The organism is Pseudomonas orientalis, assembly GCF_022807995.1.
Taxonomy (GTDB): domain Bacteria; phylum Pseudomonadota; class Gammaproteobacteria; order Pseudomonadales; family Pseudomonadaceae; genus Aquipseudomonas; species Aquipseudomonas orientalis_B.
Genome location: NZ_CP094351.1, coordinates 3,694,535 through 3,711,148, shown reverse-complemented (window position 1 = coordinate 3,711,148; position 16,614 = coordinate 3,694,535). Strand labels below are relative to the sequence as shown.

17 protein-coding genes and 1 pseudogene are annotated in these 16,614 nt (G+C 63.7%); 15 read left to right on the top strand and 3 right to left on the bottom strand.

Going from position 1 to position 16,614, the window contains the following annotated elements; translation table 11 throughout:
• Positions 1 to 112 precede the first annotated feature (112 nt).
• The gene (locus MRY17_RS16390; protein WP_243352500.1) at positions 113 to 2,863 is read right to left on the bottom strand and encodes a beta-glucosidase; all 2,751 of its coding nucleotides are present in this window, start codon (positions 2,861 to 2,863) and stop codon (positions 113 to 115) included.
• A gap of 509 nt (positions 2,864 to 3,372) precedes the next feature.
• On the opposite strand from MRY17_RS16390, the gene MRY17_RS16385 reads away from it, so the two are divergent.
• The 14 genes and pseudogenes from MRY17_RS16385 to MRY17_RS16320 all read left to right on the top strand — a co-directional run.
• Positions 3,373 to 3,597: a hypothetical protein gene (locus MRY17_RS16385; RefSeq protein ID WP_243352499.1), complete on the top strand. Its 225-nt coding sequence runs from the start codon at positions 3,373 to 3,375 to the stop codon at positions 3,595 to 3,597.
• A gap of 148 nt (positions 3,598 to 3,745) precedes the next feature.
• Positions 3,746 to 5,476 (top strand): type II secretion system ATPase GspE, encoded by a 1,731-nt coding sequence (gene gspE, locus MRY17_RS16380; protein ID WP_243352498.1) that lies wholly within the window; start codon positions 3,746 to 3,748, stop codon positions 5,474 to 5,476.
• Positions 5,473 to 6,675 (top strand): type II secretion system inner membrane protein GspF, encoded by a 1,203-nt coding sequence (gene gspF, locus MRY17_RS16375; RefSeq protein ID WP_243352497.1) that lies wholly within the window; start codon positions 5,473 to 5,475, stop codon positions 6,673 to 6,675. The genes gspE and gspF overlap by 4 nt, the downstream gene beginning before the upstream one ends.
• A 20-nt stretch (positions 6,676 to 6,695) precedes the next feature.
• The gene (gene gspG / locus MRY17_RS16370) at positions 6,696 to 7,121 is read left to right on the top strand and encodes a type II secretion system major pseudopilin GspG (RefSeq protein ID WP_027607415.1); all 426 of its coding nucleotides are present in this window, start codon (positions 6,696 to 6,698) and stop codon (positions 7,119 to 7,121) included.
• 9 nt (positions 7,122 to 7,130) lie between these two features.
• The gene (locus MRY17_RS16365) at positions 7,131 to 7,562 is read left to right on the top strand and encodes a GspH/FimT family pseudopilin (protein ID WP_181285637.1); all 432 of its coding nucleotides are present in this window, start codon (positions 7,131 to 7,133) and stop codon (positions 7,560 to 7,562) included.
• On the top strand, positions 7,559 to 7,921 hold the full coding sequence (locus MRY17_RS16360) for a type II secretion system protein (RefSeq protein WP_181285638.1): 363 nt from the start codon (positions 7,559 to 7,561) through the stop codon (positions 7,919 to 7,921). The genes MRY17_RS16365 and MRY17_RS16360 overlap by 4 nt, the downstream gene beginning before the upstream one ends.
• A complete protein-coding gene (locus MRY17_RS16355; RefSeq protein WP_181285639.1) occupies positions 7,918 to 8,547 on the top strand; it encodes a prepilin-type N-terminal cleavage/methylation domain-containing protein in 630 nt (209 codons plus the stop codon). Before MRY17_RS16360 ends, MRY17_RS16355 begins: the two co-directional genes overlap by 4 nt.
• Positions 8,544 to 9,269, top strand: coding sequence for a type II secretion system protein GspK (locus MRY17_RS16350; RefSeq protein ID WP_181285640.1), 726 nt, complete (start codon positions 8,544 to 8,546; stop codon positions 9,267 to 9,269). Before MRY17_RS16355 ends, MRY17_RS16350 begins: the two co-directional genes overlap by 4 nt.
• Positions 9,266 to 10,309 carry a PilN domain-containing protein gene (locus tag MRY17_RS16345; protein WP_191951997.1) on the top strand — a complete coding sequence of 348 codons (1,044 nt, stop codon included), beginning with the start codon at positions 9,266 to 9,268 and terminating at the stop codon, positions 10,307 to 10,309. The genes MRY17_RS16350 and MRY17_RS16345 overlap by 4 nt, the downstream gene beginning before the upstream one ends.
• A complete protein-coding gene (gene gspM / locus MRY17_RS16340; RefSeq protein WP_057721904.1) occupies positions 10,284 to 10,895 on the top strand; it encodes a type II secretion system protein GspM in 612 nt (203 codons plus the stop codon). Before MRY17_RS16345 ends, gspM begins: the two co-directional genes overlap by 26 nt.
• Positions 10,892 to 11,416 (top strand): general secretion pathway protein GspN, encoded by a 525-nt coding sequence (locus tag MRY17_RS16335; RefSeq protein ID WP_243352496.1) that lies wholly within the window; start codon positions 10,892 to 10,894, stop codon positions 11,414 to 11,416. The genes gspM and MRY17_RS16335 overlap by 4 nt, the downstream gene beginning before the upstream one ends.
• Positions 11,413 to 13,632, top strand: a complete 2,220-nt coding sequence (gspD, locus tag MRY17_RS16330) for a type II secretion system secretin GspD (protein ID WP_243352495.1) — start codon at positions 11,413 to 11,415, stop codon at positions 13,630 to 13,632. The genes MRY17_RS16335 and gspD overlap by 4 nt, the downstream gene beginning before the upstream one ends.
• Before the next feature lie 333 nt (positions 13,633 to 13,965).
• A complete protein-coding gene (locus MRY17_RS16325) occupies positions 13,966 to 14,220 on the top strand; it encodes a DUF6124 family protein (protein WP_124433323.1) in 255 nt (84 codons plus the stop codon).
• 276 nt (positions 14,221 to 14,496) lie between these two features.
• A pseudogene (locus tag MRY17_RS16320) lies at positions 14,497 to 14,724 on the top strand (Rid family hydrolase); the annotation flags it as partial.
• A 2-nt stretch (positions 14,725 to 14,726) separates the two neighbouring features.
• Here the strand turns inward: MRY17_RS16320 and MRY17_RS16315 are convergent.
• Positions 14,727 to 15,299 (bottom strand): HD domain-containing protein, encoded by a 573-nt coding sequence (locus tag MRY17_RS16315; RefSeq protein ID WP_181285254.1) that lies wholly within the window; start codon positions 15,297 to 15,299, stop codon positions 14,727 to 14,729.
• A gap of 88 nt (positions 15,300 to 15,387) precedes the next feature.
• Positions 15,388 to 15,945: a helix-turn-helix domain-containing protein gene (locus MRY17_RS16310; protein WP_191951993.1), complete on the bottom strand. Its 558-nt coding sequence runs from the start codon at positions 15,943 to 15,945 to the stop codon at positions 15,388 to 15,390.
• Positions 15,946 to 16,220: 275 nt separating this feature from the next.
• Between MRY17_RS16310 and MRY17_RS16305 the strand changes: the two genes are divergently transcribed.
• Positions 16,221 to 16,613, top strand: coding sequence for a DUF4398 domain-containing protein (locus MRY17_RS16305; protein WP_181285256.1), 393 nt, complete (start codon positions 16,221 to 16,223; stop codon positions 16,611 to 16,613).
• Position 16,614: the final 1 nt, after the last annotated feature.

Here is a 16,614-nt window from a genome sequence, read left to right as displayed (position 1 = left end):
GCTGCGCATCGTAGATACCTGTGTAGATACCTATGTGCCCGATGGCAGTGATTCAGTCGATACAAGTGTCGACTGAACCACCGCCATCGGGGGCAAGCCCCTCTCACAGGGATCAGTTGCCGGTGGCACTGCCCTGGCTGCTGTCATCGCTCATGTCATAGCCATCACCGTCGCTGGTGCCGCTGTCCCCTTCGTTTTGATGCAGCACGCCGCCGGTCTTCACCGTCGATTCACGCAACGTCGAATTAAGCGCCGAGCGCGGTAGCGGGTTGCTGGTGGTGGTCGACAGTTCCTGGCGGAACGGGTTGACCAGCTTGGCGTTCAGGCGAATGTCCTGGGACGAAGCGCCCACCGACAGGTTGAAGCTGTCGGCGTCCACCACCCACTGCTTGCTGGCCACATCGTAGTAGGCCAGCGAGCGGTCGTTGAGCTCGATGGTCACGCGCTTGCTCTGGCCAGGCTTGAGGAACACTTTCTTGTAGCCCTTGAGCTCCTTGATCGCGCGTTCGACTTTCGGGTTGTTCTGGCCCACGTACAGCTCGGCCACTTCGGCGCCCGCGACCTTGCCGGTGTTGGCCAGGTCGAACGACACCTTGATCGGCGCACCGGCCACTGCCACGCCAGGGCTGACGCTGATGTTGCTGTAGCCGAAGGTGGTGTACGACAAGCCATAACCGAACGGATACAGCGGCTTGATGCCCTTCTTCTCGTAGCCGCGATAGCCCAGGAACAGGTCGTCCTTGTAGCTCATCTCGCTCAGGGTTTCCTGATTGTCGAACTTGGGGAAAGTCGCGTAGATCGGGTTGTCTTCGATGTTGCGTTCGATACTGATCGGCAGCTTGGCCGACGGGTTGACCTTGCCCAGCAGGATCTCTGCCAGGGCCTGGCCGCCGTTCTGCCCAGGGTAGAACGCATGCAGGGCGGCCGGCACCTGGTCGATCCAGTCGCTCATCTTCAAGCCGGTGCCGCCGTGCAGGGTGACCACGGTGTGCGGGTTGACCTTGGCGATGCTCTGGATCAGCAGGTTCTGGTATTCCGGCAGGTCGAAGCTGTGGTCGAAGCCTTCGCCCTCGTATTCATTGCTGTTGCCGGCCGCCACCAGTACGGCGTCGTACTGGGCCAGGTCCTGTGGCGCAACCAGCGATGCCCAGCTCATCTGCACGCCAACCAGGCCGCCCATGGTGGAGAGGTAGCCGTTGCGGCGCGAGTATTCAAGCTTGATGTCGACCGGTTTGCCGGCTTCAAGATTGACCTTGGCGAACACCGGGATGGTCGGCGGAATGCTGTTGTTCGGCAGCGGTTTGCCGTCGCCGTTGTCGAGGACTTTCTTGCCGTTGACGTACAGGCGTACCGCACCGTCGGCGCGGACCTTGAACACCTGTTCGCCGCTGACGGTCGGGGTGATCTGGCCGCTGTAACGAATCGACGTGGCGGCGGTATCGCCATTCACCGGCAGGCTGTCGGTGGACCAGTCGAGGTTGACGTGGGTGTCGGTGCGCGTGGCAGCCGGGTCACCGGACCAGTTGGTGTTGCTGAAGAACTCGGTCTTCAGGCCTTTGACGCTGTTGCCGTTGCTGTCGGCATGGGTCCAGCTGGAGGTGGCCGGGTCCAGCGACAGCCCGTCGATGAACTCGACCTTGGCGCCTGGCGCCAGTTGCTGCAAGCCGCTCAGCTCGCTGATGTAGTTGGCGGCCATCACGTTGGCGCTGCCGAAACCGGTAGGCGGCGCGTACTTGGCCAGGGTGCCGACCACGGCAATGCGCTTGACCTTTTTCGCGTCCAGCGGCAGCAGGCTGTTCTGGTTTTTCAGCAGCACGATGCCTTCGCGCGCGGCATTGAGCGCCGTGCGGTTGCTGGTGGCGCTGTTCATGTTGTGGCTGGTCAGCGGGGCTTTGCTGTCGAACTTGTACAGGTAGATCTGCTTGAGGATACGGCGAACCTTGTCATCGATGGTCGCGCTGCTCAGCTCACCACTGTCCAGGTACGGCTTGAGGACGGTGCTGTTCATCTGGTAGCCCATCATGTCCAGGTCAGTACCGGCCTGTGCTGCCGGCAGGCCGTCGACCACGGCGTTGTAGTCACTCTGGACGAAGCCCGGATAGCCCCATTCGGTTTTCAGGATGTCGCGCATCAGGTGTTTGTTCTGGCAGGCGAACTCGCCGTTCACCTTCTGGAAGGCACACATCATCATCGCGACTTTGCTGTTCTTCGAGGCGGACTCGAAAGGCGGCAGGGTCATCTCGCGCAGCACGCGCTCGCTGATGGTTTCGTTGAGGTGGAAGCGGTTGCTTTCCTGGTCATTGGCGGCGAAATGCTTGGCGTTGGCCCACACGCCGCGCGACTGAATGCCGTTGATCACTGCCGGCCCCAGGCTGGCGCCGAGGAAGGGGTCTTCACCCGACAGATACTCGAACGCACGGCCGCTGTACGGCATGCGGTACAGGTTGACGCCGGGACCGGTGACGAACTGATAACCGCCGCTGGCGGTGTCGTAGCCCAGGGCACGGCCCAAATCGATGGCGCGACGCGGGTTCCAGCTGGCTGCCAGGTTCGGCCCGGACGGGTACACCACGCCCTGGGCGTTGCCTTCGCTGGTGTAGCGAACGCCAACACCGCCGTCGGCGCCGTGGATCTGCGGGATGCCGTACTGGGTCAGCGGCTTGACGTCCCAACCGCCAGTGCCGCCGATGTAGGCGAGTTTCTCTTCCATGGTCATCTTCGCCAGGGTGTTGTCCGCGGCCTTTTCCGCGCGGCTCACCCGGCCTTCATCCAGGGCCGGGCTGGTGGCCGCATGCACCTGGGACACGGCCAGTGCCAGCAGGGCAAATGCCGACTGCGCACCGATCATTTTGCGTTTGTTCATGGAGTTCTCCGACAACTGTTTATTGAAAATAGGGCGCCAAAACGCGCGCATCACACAGCGTGCTCGTCACTTTTTTACGGGCAATAGTCCGCCTTGATCGCAATGTTTAACCGATGGCTAATTGCAACTACTTGGCAGGTTTCGCAGTATTAAAAGTTTAATAATTGTATGGATTGTTGTTATGGGTAGTGTCTAAGTGGCATTACGCGATGGCGTTTTGAACCACTAAAACTGCATAATTAAGGCAATTCTTGCGGTTATAAGTCAAACAAAAGCTAATTTTTGCGTGAAATTAGAAATATTTCCTTACCTTTCGGAACTAAGCATAAACCTACCGGTCGATTGGTTTAAGAAAATATATGGCGGCATGGCAAACTAGTGGCTCCGCTCGGTAGTTCTAAAAGGCCATGTTTTATACAAGCTGTCATACACAACGCTTTGGTGTAGGGTCTTGATCGAATTCAAGGCGCCACTTGAGCTGTCCGCTGTTTTTGAACTGGAGAATGTTTATGAAAATGTCCCTGTTGGGTGCCGGCCTCGTGCTGGGCGTTGCACTGAGTGGCGCGGCCATGGCCGCTGAATCAACCGACGCCGATGCGACGTCGGGTGCTACCGATTCCACCGTGCTGACCCAGACCCACGACGCCAAGGCGGCGAAAAAGCAGAAAGCCGAAACCACCAAGGGTGGCCGACCGCTGAACAGCAGCCAGGCCGCGCCGAAGACCTCGAACTAACCGCGGTCCCCTGTGGGAGGGGGCTTGCCTCCGATAGCGGTGTATCAGCCAGCACATGCGCCAACTGGTCCACTGCTATCGGGGGCAAGCCCCCTCCCACAAGGGGTTCCTGCAGTTCTGTAGAACATTGCCCCTCAGATAGCTGCTTATGCCCAGTCCCTCAACGCCCATCGATGCCTGCCAACTGCACGTCCCGGATACCGAACAGGTTTGCACGTGGCTGATGCAACACGCCGGCTTGAAAACCGTGGACCTGGAGCGCGCCCGTCGCCTGTCCCAAGAGGGCAGCGACACTGAGTTACTCGGCCTGCTGACCCGCCTGGGGTTGGTCTCCGAGGTCGAACTGGCCCGCGCCTGGGCCGACCTGCTCGGCGCGCCGCTGCTGCTGGCCGATGCCGCGCCACCCTTGCTTGACCCGTTACCGAGCCTGACCGAGCGCTTTATGCGCCACTACCAGGTGGTGCCCGTGGGCTGGAGCCAGGGTGGCCTGCGCGTGCTGGCGGCCAACCCGTCGCTGGTCTACCCGTTCCAGGCCATGGCCTATGCCTGCGGCGTGCCGGTGTGGCTGGCGGTCGGCCCGCGCAACGAGGTCGAAACCCTGATCGAGCGCTACTACGGCCAGGGACGCTCGGCCATGGGCACGCTGATCGAAAATCTCGACGAGCACAGCGGCGCGCTGGAAGACATCGAACACCTCAAGGACATGGCCTCCGAGGCGCCGGTGATTCGCCTGGTCAACCTGATCCTGCAGCGCGCGGTGGAACATCGCGCCTCGGACATCCATATCGAACCCTTCGAAAACCAGCTCAAGGTGCGCTACCGCATCGACGGCGTGCTGCACGAGGCCGAGGCGCCACCGTCGAGCTCATCCGCCGCGGTGATTTCGCGGGTGAAAATCATGGCGCGCCTGGACATCGCCGAGCGGCGTCTGCCCCAGGACGGCCGGATCATGCTGCGTATCCAGGGCAAGGAGCTCGACCTGCGGGTGTCCACGGTGCCCACCAGCTTTGGCGAGTCGGTGGTGATGCGTTTGCTTGATCGGCAGACCGTGCAGTTCAATTTCCAGAGCCTGGGTTTTGATGGCCAGCGCCTGCAAACCTTCCTCGAAGTGCTGGAACGGCCCCACGGGATTCTGCTGGTCACCGGCCCGACCGGCTCGGGCAAGACCACCACGCTGTACACCGCGCTGTCACGGCTCAACACCGCCGAGCGCAAGATCATCACGGTTGAAGACCCGGTGGAATATCAACTGGAAGGCATCAACCAGATTCAGGTCAAGCCGGCCATCGGCCTGGACTTTGCCGGCGCGCTGCGCTCGATCGTGCGCCAGGACCCGGACGTGATCATGATCGGCGAAATCCGCGACCTGGAAACCTGCCGCATCGCTATTCAATCGTCGCTGACCGGGCATTTGGTGCTCTCTACGTTGCACACCAACAGTGCGGCGGCGAGTATCACGCGGCTGCTCGACATGGGCGTCGAAAGCTACCTGATTGCCTCGACCGTCAACGGCATCCTCGCCCAGCGCCTGGTGCGCCGCCTGGACCCGGCCACCCGGGAAGCCTTCGAAGCGCCGCCCGAGCTGATCGCCGAGCATGGCCTGGACCGCTTTACCGATGCGCGCCCGATCATGCTCTATCGCCCCCGCGCCGATGCGCCGGGCGGTGGTTACCACGGCCGCAGTGCAATCACCGAATTGCTGGTGATGAATGAAGAGCTGCGCAGCCTGCTGATGCGCCAGGCCGATGCCGCCACCCTGGAAGCCGCCGCCCGCCGTGGCGGCCTGCGCACCTTGCATGAAGAGGGCCTGCGCCAGGCCGTCGCCGGCGTGACGTCGTTGGAAGAAGTACTGCGTGTGACCCGCGGGGAGGGCGCGTGAGCCTGTTCAAGTACCGCGCGCTCGACAGCCAGGGCCAGGCGCAAAACGGCACCCTGGAAGCCCGGGACCAGGACGCCGCCGTCGCCGTGCTGCACAAGCGCGGTTTGCTGTTATTGCAGATCGATGCGGCTGGCGCCCAAGGGCTGCGCAATGCCCTTGGCCGTGGCCAATTGAGCGGGGCGGCGCTGGTCAGTTTCACCCAGCAACTGGCCACCCTGTTGGGCGCCGGCCAACCGCTGGAGCGCTCGCTGGGCATCCTGCTCAAACAACCTGGCCAGCCGCAGACCCGCGCACTCATCGAGCGTATCCGCGAACAGGTCAACGCCGGCCAGCCGTTATCCAAAGCGCTGGAGGAAGAGGGCAGCCAGTTCTCGCCGCTGTACCTGAGCATGGTGCGCGCGGGCGAGGCGGGCGGTGCCCTGGAAAACACCCTGCGCCAGCTCAGTGACTACCTGGAACGCAGCCAATTGTTGCGGGGCGAGGTGATCAACGCGCTGATCTACCCGGCCTTTCTGGTGGTCGGCGTACTTGGCTCGCTGGCGCTGCTGCTGGCCTATGTGGTGCCGCAGTTCGTGCCGATCTTCAAGGACCTGGGCGTGCCCATTCCGTTGATCACCGAAGTGATCCTCGGGCTCGGCCAGTTTCTCGGCGCCTATGGCCTGGCGGTTTTCGCCGGGTTGATCGTCACGATCTGGACGCTGGCCGCACGCCTGCGCGACCCGCAGCGCCGGGAACGTTATGACCGGCATGTACTCGGCATCCGTGTGATCGGCCCGCTGCTGCAACGCGTCGAAGCGGCGCGGTTGACGCGCACCCTCGGCACCTTGCTGAGCAACGGCGTGGCGCTACTGCAGGCGCTGGTGATCGCCCGGCAGGTCTGCACCAACCGCGCGCTGCAAGCGCAAGTCGCCCAGGCCGCCGAATCCGTCAAGGGCGGCGGCACCCTGGCCAGTGCCTTCGGCGCGCAGCCGCTGCTGCCCGACCTGGCGCTGCAAATGATTGAAGTCGGCGAACAGGCCGGTGAACTCGACAGCATGCTGCTCAAGGTCGCCGATGTGTTCGACGTTGAAGCCAAGCGCGGCATCGACCGCCTGCTCGCCGCGCTGGTGCCGTCGCTGACCGTGGTCATGGCGGTGCTGGTGGCGGTGATCATGCTCGCGATCATGCTGCCGCTGATGAGCCTGACCAGCAATATATGAACCCTCAAGGATCCACACCTATGCGCCATACCCGATTCAAGCCTGCCCGCCGCCAGGGCGGTTTTACCCTGCTGGAAATGCTCGCCGTGATCGTGCTGCTGGGCATCGTCGCCACCATCGTGGTCCGCCAGGTCGGCGGCAATGTCGACAAGGGCAAGTACGGCGCGGGCAAGGCGCAACTGGCCAGCCTGAGCATGAAAATCGAAAGCTACGGGCTGGATGTCGGCTCGCCGCCCAAGTCCCTGCAGCAACTGGTCGACAAGCCGGGCAACAGCGCCGGCTGGGCCGGCCCGTATGCCAAGCCGTCGGACCTCAAGGACCCGTTCGGCCATGCCTTCGGCTATCGCTTCCCCGGCGAGCACGGCGCCTTCGACCTGATTTTCTACGGCCAGGACGGCCAGCCCGGTGGCGAAGGCTACAGCGCCGACCTGGGCAACTGGGAATAACGGTTGAACATGGCCAACGCCCAACGTGGTTTTACCTTGCTGGAGATGCTGGTGGTGATCGTCTTGATCAGCATCGCGGCCGGCTTGGTGGGTTTTGGCCTGCAACAAGGCCTGCGCGCCGCCAAGGAGCGCCAGGCGGTCGGGCAGATGGTCGAGGCGTTGCGCAGCACGCGCGCGCGGGCGATTGTCAGCGGCACGCCGCAAAGCACGGTGTTCGACTTGCGCAGCCTCAGCTTCCAGGCCCCGGGCCGCCCGAAAAAACACTGGCCGGCCGACCTGCAAGTCACCTTGCACACGGCCGAACACGCAGGCTCGGCGGTGGAGTTCTACCCTGATGGCAGTTCCACCGGCGGTAACCTGTTATTGGCCAATGGCAGCCGGCGCTGGCGCATCGATATTGGCTGGCTGACCGGCAGCGTGCAGTCCAAGGCGCTGCCATGAAGCGGCAGGCCGGATTCACCCTGCTGGAAATGCTCGCCGCGCTGACGCTCATGGCGATCTGCAGCACGGTGCTGCTGGTTGCCTTTGGCCAGAGCGCGCGCTCGCTGTTGCAAGTGGCCCACAGCGACCGCCTGAGCCATGCCGCCGTCAGCGTGATGGACCAGGAGGCAGCAGGCCCCCTGGCCAATGGCGTGCGCCAGGGCGATCTGGACGGCATCGCCTGGCAACTGCGTATCGCCCAACGGCCGACCCGGATCGGCCAGCCGCAGTTGTTTCGCCTCGACCTGACGGTCAGCGAAGGGCCGCGCCACGCCAGTTTCAGCACCTTGAAACTGCGTGCGGCAGGGGCCGGTTTGTGAAGCGCCGCCAGCAGGGCTTCACCCTGCTCGAAATCATGATCGTGCTGAGCCTGCTCGGCGTATTGCTGACCCTGGTCGGTGGCGCGCTGCTGGGGGCCAATCGCGCGGTGCTCAAGGCGCAGCGCTACACGGTCAGCCTGGATGAAATGCGTGCGGCGCAGCAGTTTTTGCGCACGGCGATCAGCGAGGCGCTGCCCCTGGACGTGACCGAGGACGACAGCCAGACCGACGGGTTTTTCGCCGGCAGCCCGCAGCGCATGCAGTTTGTCGCGACCCTGCCGGGCGTGCTCGGTGGCGGGATTCAGCGCTTCACCCTGCAGTTGACCGGCGCCGAGGCGCAGCGCGATTTGCAGGTGGCGTTCGCGCGGTTTGAGTCTCAAGCGCAGGTCAGCGTACCGGCATCGCGCAGTGAGCCACAGGTGTTATTGAAAGGTGTCGAAGATCTGCAGTTCAGCTATCGCGGCGTGTCGCCCAAGGGCCAGGCCACCGGCTGGATCAGCGAGTGGCCGTGGACCAGGCGTTTGCCCTCGGCGGTGCGGATTGCGGCGCGCGTCAACGGGCCGGTGCCGTGGGTCACCCAGGTGATCGCGCTGCGCTTGAACCTGTCGAGTGGGGGCCCCGAATGATCCGGCATCAGCGCGGGGTCGCGCTACTGCTGGTGCTGTGGGTGCTGGCGTTGCTCAGCCTGCTGCTCGGCGGCCTGGCCGGCTGGGTGCAATTGGAAACCCGCCAGGCGGCGTGGCATCGCCAGCATACCCAGGCAGTGTTGGCCGCCGAGGCGGGCGTGGCGCTGGCGATGCAGGGCCTGGCCGACCCGTTGCAGCGCAAACAATGGATCGCCGATGGGCGTGAAATCCCGTTGGTGTTCGACGATGCGCAGTTGCACGTCAGCCTGCGCAGTGAGCGCGGCAAGTTGTACTTGAACAGCGCCGAGGTCGGCGATTTCGCGCGGCTGGCCCTGGCCTGCGGTGCGACCCAGGCCCAGGCCGGCCAACTCGCCAAGGACCTGGAGGTACGACGCAACCAGGGCCTGGCGCCGTTCAGGGTCATGGAAGAAGTGCGGCAGTTGCCGGGCATGACCCAAGCGCTGTACAGCGCGCTGGAACCCGAGATCAGCTTGTGGAGTGGCCTGGACCGGCCCGATCCGGCCTTCGCCAGCGCGCTGATGCGCCGCGCCTTGAACCTGCCGCACCTGAATGCGGTGGGCGTCGACCCCGGTGAGGTGCTGGTGATCGACAGCCGCGCGCAACGCCCCGGCGGCTACCACGCCCAGTTGCAGGTCACCGTGTTATTGAGCCCCGCGCAAGGCAGCGCACAACCTTATCGAGTCTTACGTTGGCAAGAATGAACGAACACTTATCCGCACGGCTGCAGCTGCTGACGGAACCGATCACCCAACGCTGGCGCGGCAGCCTGCTGCAAATGGGCTGGCGGCTGTGGCTCAAGGAGCTGCGTGGCTGCCTGCCGGCCTGGCTGTCGCTGCAGGACATCCCCGAGCATCTGTACCCATGGCCGCTGACCGCGCCCGTGTCGCCCGTGGCCGGCGAGGCGCGCCAGGTGCTGTTGCTGGCGCCCTCGGCGGTGCTGGTGCAGGCCTTGCAGTTGCCCCCGGCGGCGGCGCGCAACCTGGCGACGGTGGTGGGGTATGAACTGGACCGTTTTACTCCGTTCGATGCGGCGCAGTTGTACTTCGTCGCGCGCCAGGAGCGGCGCACTCCGACCCACGTGCACGTGACGCTGGTGGCGATCCTGCGCGAGCGCCTCGACCAGATCCTCACGGAGTGCGCCGCCCTCGGCTTGCAGCCACACGCGGTGGATGTGGCGGACGCGGCGGGCGTCCCGATGGGCATCGACCTGCTGCCGGTACCGCTGCGCCCACGCCAGCGCGCGGCGGGCAAAGGCCTGCAACGCAGCCTGCCGTGGCTGTGCGGCGCCTTGCTGATTGCCGCCATGCTGCTGTGGCTCAACGACCGCCAGCGCGTGCTCGACAGCATGCAGCAAAGCGTGCGCGCGCAAAAAGCCCAGGTCGCCCAGATCCAGGCCCTGCGCCAGCAACTGCTCAATACCCGCGGTGCCGCGCAGTACCTGATCCGCCGCAAGAGCGCCCAGCCGCCGCTGGCCGGGCTGCTCAACGAGCTGACCGCCTGCCTGCCGTCCGACACCTGGATCGACCAGTTGGAAGTCAACGACGGCGCCGAGGTTTCATTCTCTGGGCAAAGCGCCAAGGCCAGCGCCCTGATCACCCGCGTCAAGGGCTGCCACAGCCTGGAAAACGCCCAGTTCGAAGGGGTGATCCAACCCGATGCGCAAACCGGCAAGGATCAATTTTCCTTGCGCGCCCACCTGCACCAGGAGGCCGCCGATGCGCCGACCACTGACACCCCGTGAACGCCGTGGCGCAGCCCTGATCGGCCTGGCTCTGGTGCTCGGCGCCGCGTATTGGCTATTGGTCGACAGCTGGTTCGCCGGCCCCTTGCGCGAGATGGGCGAACAGGCCGAGCAGTTGCGCGAACAACAGCAACGCTACGCCGGTGTATTGCGCCAGGGCGATTCCCTGCGCCAGCAACTCGAGGAGGCGCGCCAGGACCCGGCCAGCAGCACCAGCCTGCTACCCGGCGACGACCCCAGCGCCGTGGCGGCGGACCTGATGCAGCGCATCGCCGACCTGATCAACAGCCGCGCCGGCCTCGGAGGCGGCTGCAGCCTCACGCAGCGCATGCCGATCACCCCCGAGCAGGACGACAGCGAACCCTACCGCCAAGTCAAAGTCAGCCTGACCCTGAACTGCGCCATCGAACCCTTGACCGCGATCCTGCATGAGTTGGAGTACCAGCGCCCCTTTCTGTTTGTCGACGAGATGAGCATCCGCCGTGGGCCGAACGCGCCCGCCAGCGGTGGCGCCGGTCAACTGGTGGTGCACCTGCTGGTGCGTGGCTACCTGCAACCGGCTTCCGCCGCGCAGGTGCGCCGATGATCAACGCACTGCGTCCCCTGGAGTGGCTGTTGCTCGGCGTGGCCGGGCTGTTGGGCCTGTTGATGGCCGGCATCCTCAGCAGCATCGGCGATGCGCCCGAGTGGTTGCCGGCGCCCGAACCCGATGCGCGCGCCAACGCCACGGCCAAGGTGCTGGTGGCCCCGAGCGCAACCCTGGAAAGCCTCGCCGGCACCTGGCAGGCGCCGCTGTTCAGCCCTGACCGCAGCCCTGACCCCGCGGTTGGCCAAGCCGCCGTCTCCAGCCTGTCGAGCCTGACGCTGACCGGCATCGTGCTGGACGGCGATCTGCGCGTCGCACTGCTCAAGCGCACGGACGGCCCGCCACTGAAAGTCCACCAGGACCAGACCCTGCCCAACGGCTGGCGCCTGGAACACCTGACACCCCGCGAAGCCCGCTTTGTACTCGACGGCCGCACGCAGACCCTGAGCCTGCGAGGCCTGCGCCTGCCGCCGCCGTCGACCACCCCCCCGATTACCCTTCCTCACGAGTCCACCCCTTGATCGATACATTCCCCGGCGCTTTGCGCACCACCGTGTTTTGCCTGGCCACCGCCGTTTCCCTCGGTGGCTGCGGCACATTCCCCGAGCATCTGGACCCGGACGAGGCCTTGTTGCATGAGGCGATGCAGGGTACCGGCGCGCAACGCCCGCCCGTGGATCCGGCCAGCGAACAGGCCCCGGTCGCCAGCAGCCAGCCCCAGGCCAGGACACCGCCCCAACGCCAATTGATTCGCGGCAACCAGCAGTTCGTGCGCCAACCCACAGCAGCGCCGGCCGACAAGGCAGAGGCGGGCGGCGACATCGTGTTCAACTTCGCCGACCAGCCGATCGAAGCGGTGATCAACAGCGTGATGGGCGACCTGCTGCATGAGAACTACAGCATCGCCCAGGGGGTGAAGGGCAATGTCAGCTTTTCCACCTCAAAACCTGTGAACAAACAGCAGGCGTTGTCGATTCTGGAAACGCTGTTGTCGTGGACTGACAACGCGATGATCAAGCAGGGCAACCGCTATGTGATCCTGCCCGCCAACCAGGCGGTGTCGGGCAAGCTGGTGCCGCAAATGCGCGTGTCGCAACCGTCCAGCGGCCTGTCGGCGCGGCTGTTTCCGCTGCGCTATATCTCGGCCACCGAGATGCAGAAACTGCTCAAGCCGTTTGCCCGCGAGAATGCCTTTCTGCTGGTTGACCCGGCGCGCAATGTGCTGAGCCTGGCCGGTACCCCGGAAGAGCTGGCCAACTATCAGGACACCATCGACACGTTTGACGTGGACTGGCTCAAGGGCATGTCGGTGGGCGTGTTCGGCCTGCAACGCGCCTCCGTCGCCGAGCTGATGCCCGAACTGCAGAAAATGTTCGGTCCTGACAGCGGCATGCCATTGGCGGGCATGGTGCGCTTTTTGCCGATCGAGCGGACCAACTCGGTGGTCGCGATTTCGTCGCAGCCACAGTACCTCAGCGAAGTCGGTGACTGGATTCACACCATCGACGAGGGCGGCGGCAACGAGCCGCAGATGTATGTGTACGACGTGCGCAACATGAAGGCCACCGACCTGGCCAAGTACCTGCGGCAGATCTACGGCAGCGGCGCGATCAAGGACGACGCCCCGGCCAAGGTCGCGCCCGGTTTGCGCACCGCGACCCTGTCATCGCCCGGCACCAACAGCACGTCCGGCAACACGCCTGGCGGCTTGAGCAATAACCTGAATAACACCCAGCCTGCCGCCGAGGATGAGGAGCAGGAGCCACCAGCCGAGGACACTGCCGAGCCAGACACCACCGAAGGCGCGCCGGCCAAGAGCCTCGACGCCGGTACGCGCATCACCGCGCAAAAAAGCAGTAACCAGCTGCTGGTGCGCACGCGCCCGGTGCAGTGGAAGGAGATCGAGTCGGCGATCAAACGCCTCGACAATCCGCCGCTGCAAGTGCAGATCGAGACGCGCATCCTTGAGGTCAAACTCACCGGTGAACTGGACCTGGGCGTGCAGTGGTACCTGGGCCGCCTGGCCGGCAATTCCACCAGCACCACAGTGGCGAACGCCTCCGGCAGCCAGGGCGCGCTGGGCGGTGGCGGGGCCGGGCTGGGGGCGGCGGATTCGTTGTTTTATTCCTTCGTCAGCTCCAACCTGCAAGTGGCCCTGCACGCCCTGGAAACCAACGGCCGCACCCAAGTGCTGTCGGCGCCGTCGTTGGTGGTGATGAACAACCAGCCGGCGCAGATTCAGGTGGGCGATAACATTCCTATCAGCCAGACCACGGTGAACACGGGAACTTCCGACACTACCTTGAGCAGTGTGGAGTATGTGCAGACCGGTGTGATTCTGGACGTGGTGCCGCGCATCAATCCGGGCGGCCTGGTGTATATGGATATTCAGCAGCAGGTCAGTGATGCGCAGGACCAGGCGTCGTCGAGTAATGACACGCCGAATAATCCGCGTATTTCCACACGCTCGGTGTCGACGCAGGTGGCGGTGCAGAGCGGGCAGACGGTGCTGCTGGGGGGGTTGATCAAGCAGGACAACTCAGACTCCGTCAGTGCCGTGCCGTACCTGGGCAAGATCCCCGGCTTGCGCTGGTTGTTTGGCAACACCAGCAAATCCAAGGACCGCACCGAATTGATTGTGCTGATCACCCCCCGGGTGATCACCAGCAGCAGCCAGGCGCGGCAGGTGACGGACGATTATCGCCAGCAGATGCAGCTGCTCAAACCGGCTAACTGAAGGAACGTGGTTAAAAATGTGGGAGGGGGCTTGCCCCCGATGGCGGTGTGCCAGTTGAAGATCTACTCACTGACCCTCCTCATCGGGGGCCCTCCTTGCCGTCGCTGCCAATTCAGCGGCCGGATTTGACCGTCCGACTTCCGAGGTGCACCTGTGGCAACATCGACTCAGGCGTTTTTTTCCCGTCTGTTGTATCGTGTCGCGGCAGTTGTACGCGGGATACCTTCGGGTATGCCGGTGTTCCTCGAACCGGTCGGTCAACCCGCGTATAGCTGCCACCCTCTTTCGTTTGACCGCGAATCGTGGCGGCTCCATTCCCCGAGGAGTTTCATCATGATCAAAGACAGCCCCAACCCGCCAAGCTCTCCAGAATACGAAGGGCTCTTCACGCTTCGCGCCAACCTGGACACGGAAACCTTACTGGTCAACGCTTCCCAGGATCTGGCTTCCATCAGCGATATCGCCACCCACCTGGCCTTTGAAATCGACGGCGCCCAACGTAACGTCGCCCTGGGCATATGCCGAATGCTCGAAGGCGTCCAACAGCTGGTCGACAAGGCATTGGACAAAACCCATCCAGCCGCCTGAGCACAGTTAAAAATGTGGGAGGGGGCTTGCCCCCGATGGCAGAGGGTCAGCTACAAGTTTATCAACTGACACTCCCTCATCGGGGGCAAGCCCCTCCCACATTTCTAACCGGGTTCCGACATTAGACATCGGTCGGCTACCAGGCCGCCGTGCTTCTGCTTTTGATCTTAGGCGCCCCGAGCCTGGGCGAGGTGGCGGAACCCTAAGCAGCCGTTACCTAAACAACGGATATGTACTCAGTACAACATCAAACATGACGGCAAGGAGCAGACCGTGCAGCAGGATCTGGACCTGGGCGATATCGTGCAATTGCGGGTCTTCCTGGTGGGCGCCCCGGAAACCGACGGCAAGCTGGACTTCGCCGGATTGCAGCGCGGTTATACGCAGTTCTTCGGCACCCCCGAACAACCGAACAAACCGGCGCGCACGGCGTTGCAGGTGGTGGCATTGCCCTTGCCGGGGGCGTTGGTGGAAGTGGAGGCGGTGGCTGCCAGGGCCGGGTGAGTTCAGTCACCGGCGTCGAGGCGCTCCTGGGTAGCGCGGTCGATCAGCGCGCGCAGCGCCTCGAATAACGGCTCGGCATCCGTATGCTTCTTGCCGTACGCCAGGTTGAAGGCGTAGTCGAAATCCGGCGGGTTGAGGCCCTGGGTGTGCTGCAGCAGGGTCTCCAGTTTGTCCATCGCCTTGACGGCTTTCGCTTCCGGTGACAGCGCGTTCTCGTAGTCATCCCATAGCGCCATGATCTGTGTTTTCAGGGCGCCGTCCAGGGTTTGGGTCAATAGCAGCAGGTCGCGTCGTTCCTGCTCGCCCTTGTCGGGAAACGCCGCCTGGCTGACGGCCGGGATATCACCGTTGATGGCTTCGCCCAAGTCATGGATCACGCACATTTTGAGGATTTTAAGCAGGTCCAGGCCGGGCAGTTGGTCGGCGAATACCATCGCCATCAGGCACAGGCGCCAACTGTGTTCGGCGGTACTTTCGGTGCGTCCCGAAGCGGTGTGGGCACTTCTGAGCACATCCTTGAGTTTCTCCGCTTCGCGCAAAAAGTCGAGGCGACCTTTGATTTTTTCGAAGTCCATGACGCGGCCTCCCAGGGTCTTGATCAGGCAGATAAGCCTAGGTGCGCTGAGGCGGTGCGTCCACGCATAAAAAATGCGCGACACTCAGTCACAGGGTCTCGACCAGACGCGCGGCGCTGCCGTCGCTGAGGATCATGCGCGTCCAGCGACACAGGCTCGGGCGGATCGGCACGAGGCTGGAGCCGTTGCTGCCGGTGCAAAATTGAAGTGCCGGCGGCGCCTGGGTATCTCGCCAGCCCGTGTGATCCAGAGCGGCTTCGGCCTGACGGATCTGCGGGGTTGCGTAACGCCACAACGATTGGCCTGTCAGGTCGACCAATGGGCGGCTGAACTGGGCCGCGCGCGAGGGCGAGCAAGCCAGCAGGCGGTGGGTCAGGTCGCACACCAGGTGCACTGCGCGTGGGCTTTCCCTGACCAGACCCGCCAGGGCCTGATCAGCTGCGCTGTCAAGCCGGGCGGACAGCAACCGTTCGAGCTGTTGGTGCGCAGCGGCATCCATTGCCTGTACGCCATTCTCCCAACGGGACAGCGTCGATTGGTTCACGTTGAACATCTGCGCCGCATGGGTTTGTTTGACGCGGTGCAGTACCCGCCATCGGCGCAGCGCAATGCCCGGAATGGCTGGCTGGAGGATCAAAGCGGGCATTTCGCGCTCCCGGGTCGTCAAGTGAATACGGCGAGTGTGATCAATAACAGCGCCCTCAGGCAAATGGGCGGGCTCAACGGTCAGCGTGTGCCGATCATCACTGTCTCTTTTAAGTCGAATTTTTTCGAGAAAGCTCCTACAAGTATCTGGGAGTTTTCATTCTTTCTATCCGTGTTTTTCCTCCTAGGATGGCGCCATCGCTTGATCACAAGCGAGACGGCAAGCGGCCTGCCTTGCAGGCGCCACAGCCATACGAACATGCTTAGGAGTCAAACATGAAGGTCACCCGTGTGAGCAAACGCCTGCGCCGCTCGGCCTGGGCGGTGATCGTTGCGGCAACATTGGCAGGGTGCGCCAGCACACCGCCCCCGACAGAAAAAATCTCCCTGGCCCGTGATGCGGTGGGGCGTGCCCTGGCGGCACAAGCCACGCAATTCGCCCCGCTGGAAATGAAGACCGCGCAGGACAAGCTGGCCCGTATGGAGCAAGCCTTCGGGGAAAAACACTACGTGGAGGTGGACGCGCTCGCCGAGCAGATCGAAGTCGACGCCAACCTGGCCGAGACCAAGGCCAACACGGTGCGTAAACAACAGGTCTTGAAGCAGGCGCGCGAGGGCATCCAGGTGCTCAAGCAGGAAATGCTCAATGCCCCCGCGACTACTCACTGAG

What these genes read in the sequence shown, in the direction of transcription:
- MRY17_RS16390 (WP_243352500.1), bottom strand. Translation starts at nt 2,863, where the DNA reads ATGAACAAACGCAAAATGATCGGTGCGCAGTCGGCATTTGCCCTGCTG.
- MRY17_RS16385 (WP_243352499.1), top strand. Translation starts at nt 3,373, where the DNA reads ATGAAAATGTCCCTGTTGGGTGCCGGCCTCGTGCTGGGCGTTGCACTG.
- gspE (WP_243352498.1), top strand. Translation starts at nt 3,746, where the DNA reads ATGCCCAGTCCCTCAACGCCCATCGATGCCTGCCAACTGCACGTCCCG.
- gspG (WP_027607415.1), top strand. Translation starts at nt 6,696, where the DNA reads ATGCGCCATACCCGATTCAAGCCTGCCCGCCGCCAGGGCGGTTTTACC.
- MRY17_RS16365 (WP_181285637.1), top strand. Translation starts at nt 7,131, where the DNA reads ATGGCCAACGCCCAACGTGGTTTTACCTTGCTGGAGATGCTGGTGGTG.
- MRY17_RS16360 (WP_181285638.1), top strand. Translation starts at nt 7,559, where the DNA reads ATGAAGCGGCAGGCCGGATTCACCCTGCTGGAAATGCTCGCCGCGCTG.
- MRY17_RS16350 (WP_181285640.1), top strand. Translation starts at nt 8,544, where the DNA reads ATGATCCGGCATCAGCGCGGGGTCGCGCTACTGCTGGTGCTGTGGGTG.
- MRY17_RS16345 (WP_191951997.1), top strand. Translation starts at nt 9,266, where the DNA reads ATGAACGAACACTTATCCGCACGGCTGCAGCTGCTGACGGAACCGATC.
- gspM (WP_057721904.1), top strand. Translation starts at nt 10,284, where the DNA reads ATGCGCCGACCACTGACACCCCGTGAACGCCGTGGCGCAGCCCTGATC.
- MRY17_RS16335 (WP_243352496.1), top strand. Translation starts at nt 10,892, where the DNA reads ATGATCAACGCACTGCGTCCCCTGGAGTGGCTGTTGCTCGGCGTGGCC.
- MRY17_RS16325 (WP_124433323.1), top strand. Translation starts at nt 13,966, where the DNA reads ATGATCAAAGACAGCCCCAACCCGCCAAGCTCTCCAGAATACGAAGGG.
- MRY17_RS16315 (WP_181285254.1), bottom strand. Translation starts at nt 15,299, where the DNA reads ATGGACTTCGAAAAAATCAAAGGTCGCCTCGACTTTTTGCGCGAAGCG.
- MRY17_RS16310 (WP_191951993.1), bottom strand. Translation starts at nt 15,945, where the DNA reads ATGCCCGCTTTGATCCTCCAGCCAGCCATTCCGGGCATTGCGCTGCGC.
- MRY17_RS16305 (WP_181285256.1), top strand. Translation starts at nt 16,221, where the DNA reads ATGAAGGTCACCCGTGTGAGCAAACGCCTGCGCCGCTCGGCCTGGGCG.